At 71.3% G+C, this 3,251-nt stretch carries 1 protein-coding gene; it reads left to right on the top strand.

Annotated elements, in window-relative coordinates:
• On the top strand, positions 1 to 1,239 hold a 1,239-nt coding region (locus AB0K34_RS46355), incomplete at its 5' end, for a DUF222 domain-containing protein (RefSeq protein ID WP_364554906.1).
• Positions 1,240 to 3,251: the final 2,012 nt, after the last annotated feature.

The raw sequence follows: 3,251 nt of genomic DNA, 5'->3' as shown, positions 1-3,251 counted from the left end.
TCAATCGCGGTCGACCTCGACGCCGCGTCCACCATGGAATTGGTGAACGCGGCATCAGCGATCGCCGCCGAACTCGCCTCCCGCCCCGCCCCCGAATCAGCGGCGGCGTGCATGGAACTCACCGAAACCCTCGCCACCACAGGCGATCTGCAGGAAGCCGCCCTCGCAGGATTCATCGGCATGGTCGACCGGTCCCGCGAAGTGCAGCGGTGGGGATACCCCTCCACCCGCTCCTGGCTGCGCTCCCGCCTCGGGATGCGCGAATCCCGCGCCAAAGAACGCCTCACCCTGGCCCACCAGCGCCACCGCCTGCCCGAGATGACCGAGCGCTGGACCACCGGTGACCTATCGGCCGGATACGCCGCCACCATCGCCGACGCCATCACCCGACTCGACGACGATGACTGCCCCGCGGCCGAGAACATCCTGCTGGGCATGGTCGACCAGGGCTTCTCCGCCGGGAAAGTCGCCAGCTTCGGCAAGCGGATCCGCGATGTCATCGCCGAACGCGACGGCACCGAACAGCCCCCCGAGGACGCCCAACGCGGCTACGAGCGGTCCTGGATCGACTCGACCCGCTCACTGGACGGCGGCCGCTACATCAAGGGCTGGCTGAACGCCGAAGACGCCGCGATCTGGGACGGCACCCTCGGGCCGCTGGCCAAACCCGCAGGAACCGACGACCACCGCGACCTGTCCGAACGCACCGCGGCAGCGCTGACCACGGTGCTGTCGGGCGGGCACAAGGCCACCCGCGTCACCGTGATCTGCGACTTGGACACCCTCACCGGCGGCACCACCCCGGCAAGGCTGACCGACGGTACCCCGATCCCGGCCGCCCAAGCCCGCCGCATGGCGCTCAGCGCAGGGGTGTCTCCGCTCCTGCTCGGCGGCGGGAACACTCCGCTGTACCTGGGCCACCGGGTCCGGTTCGCCACCGCCCCACAACGCCAAGTCCTGGAAACCCTGTACTCCACCTGCGCCGTCCAGGACTGCGAAGTACCAGGGACACTGTGCGAGGTCGACCACGTCCACGGCTGGGCCCTCGGACGAAGCCCCACCGACATCGACCAACTCGCCCTCACCTGCGGATGGCACAACCGCTACAAACACACCAACCCAGACCGCATCCACATCACCAATACACCGGACGGCCGCTACACCTACCGCCTCCACCCACCCGGAATCAGAACCCTCCCCGAACCCGGCCGCCCACCACCCTGGCCACAAGCCGCATGATCGACAGGACCCACACCCGGCCGTCCCACCAACACAGCCCCAGGACTGCCCGCCTCGGCCTGGCCGCCTACCTTTCTGGCCCGAGGCCGCATGATCGCGCGCCCACGCCCCGGCCCGAGCGCCACTCCAGCACGCTCCGGGCTGGGCAGTCCGCCCTGGGCGGGTCACTTGCCGAGTTGGCCCAAGGCCGCGTACCCGCAGCAGCATCCCTGCGGCCCGACTCGCCCCCACCCAAATATCTGCAACCGTCCGCCAGTCGCGCCGGCCGACAGCGGTGCGATTGCATGCGCAGCCCCGCGCCCGGTCACCGGCACGGACATGGGCCTGGAGCCTTCCCCCAGCCCCCTCGACTGCAGCTTGACGAAAGACCGCGTGACCGCAGTTCCATCCACAACTGGCCGCCCCCGCAGCATGGGCCTGGCCGCGCCCTAGGCTGGCCGATCGCCGGGCTGCCTCAGAGGCCGCGTACTCGCGCGCGCCGCAACCGCGTCCCCTGGCCGCCTTGCCACATCCTGAGAACTGGCTGCCAGCCGTGCTGGCCAAAGGCGGTGTGATCGCAGGCGCACACCCTCACGCCCGGCCGTTGTTCCATCGGTGCGGACGGAGGCCATTCCCCAGCCCCTTCGATCACCACCACCTGGACGGAAGCGCGTGATCGCGCACCCATGCCCGGCACCGGCCGCCACGCCAGCACGGGCTGGAGCCGTCCCAGGCTGGCCGACGGCCGCGCCGTCCCCCGAGACCTCGTGCTTGCGCGGCGTACGCGCCGCGTGCCCGGCCGCCTTGCCGCGCCCCCCAGAACCGTCCGGAAGCCGCGCTGGCCGAAGGCGGTGTGACCGCAGCCGCGCCTCCCCAGCTCGCTCGACTGCCTCTCGGACGAACTACCACCTGACCGCGCACCCACGTCCACACGCGGCCGTCCCACCGGCGTGGTCCTGGAGCCGTCCATAGCCTGGTCACTTGCCGTGCTGGGGCAAGGCCACGTGGTCGCAGGGCGGGTACATACCCGACCGCCCCACCAACACGGAGCCTGAAGACGCCTCGCCCCTGCTGCCCGCCGGGGCGGCGGCGGGCTAGGGCGCGTGATCGTCTGGCCCGAGCCCGACTGTTCCAACGACATGAGTGAAACCGTCCCCCCCCCATGGACGCGCGCCGTGCTGCCAGTCGCCGCCGTGGTGGGCAGCAGCCGCGTGATTGGCTGGCCTGCGCCCAGCCGCTGGCCCACTGGCATTGGCCTGGAGCAGCCCGCGGTCCGACTGCCTGTCCTGCTGGAACAAGGCCGCGTGAGCGCAGGTCCGCGCTTGCCTGGCTGCATGACCAGCCCGGCCTGGGCCGTCGACGAGCCGGGTCGCCCGCCTGTTGAGGCAAGGCCGCATGATTGCGCAGGCGCATGTCCCACGTCAGGCCCCCGCCGTGCAGCTCAAGGCTCATATGACCGTAGGCCCGCTCCACGGCTGACGGCTGTGCGATTGCAGGCGCAGAGCCCGCGCCCCGTCACGCCAATGTTCGGAGCCCCCAGCCCGCTCGACCGCAGCTTGACGAAAGACCGCGTGACCACAGGTCCATCCACACCTGGCCGCCCCAGCAGCACGGACCGGGCTGCTCGCCCTAGGCTGGCCGACCCTGGGGCTGCCCCAGAGGCCGCGTGCTCGCGCCGCACACCGCGCCCCCGGCCGCCGTGCCGCGCCCTCAGAACCGTCCGCCAGCCGCACTGCCAAAGGCGGCGTGATCGCAGGCGCCCCCCTCACGCCCGGCAGCCGCGCCACCAGCACGGACAGGGAGCCGTTCCCCCGGCCCGCTCGACTGCCGCTCGGACGAAAGACCGCGTGACCGCGCACCCATGCCCGGCACCGGACGCCGCCCCACCAGCACGGGTCGGGACCGCCCCAGGTCGGCCGACCGCTGCGCTGCCCTCAAGGTGTCAACGTCGCGCGATTTCTGACCCCCTGGAGACGTCTGAATGTTGACCCCTCTGGTGTTGGTCGTTGGTTCGGTTACTGCTGGTCGTCGTT

This window comes from Actinomadura sp. NPDC049382, assembly GCF_040677125.1.
In the GTDB taxonomy this organism is placed as follows: Bacteria; Actinomycetota; Actinomycetes; order Streptosporangiales; family Streptosporangiaceae; genus Spirillospora; species Spirillospora geliboluensis.
Note: the sequence above shows the minus strand (reverse complement) of the source record. Positions and strands in the feature narration are given on the sequence as shown.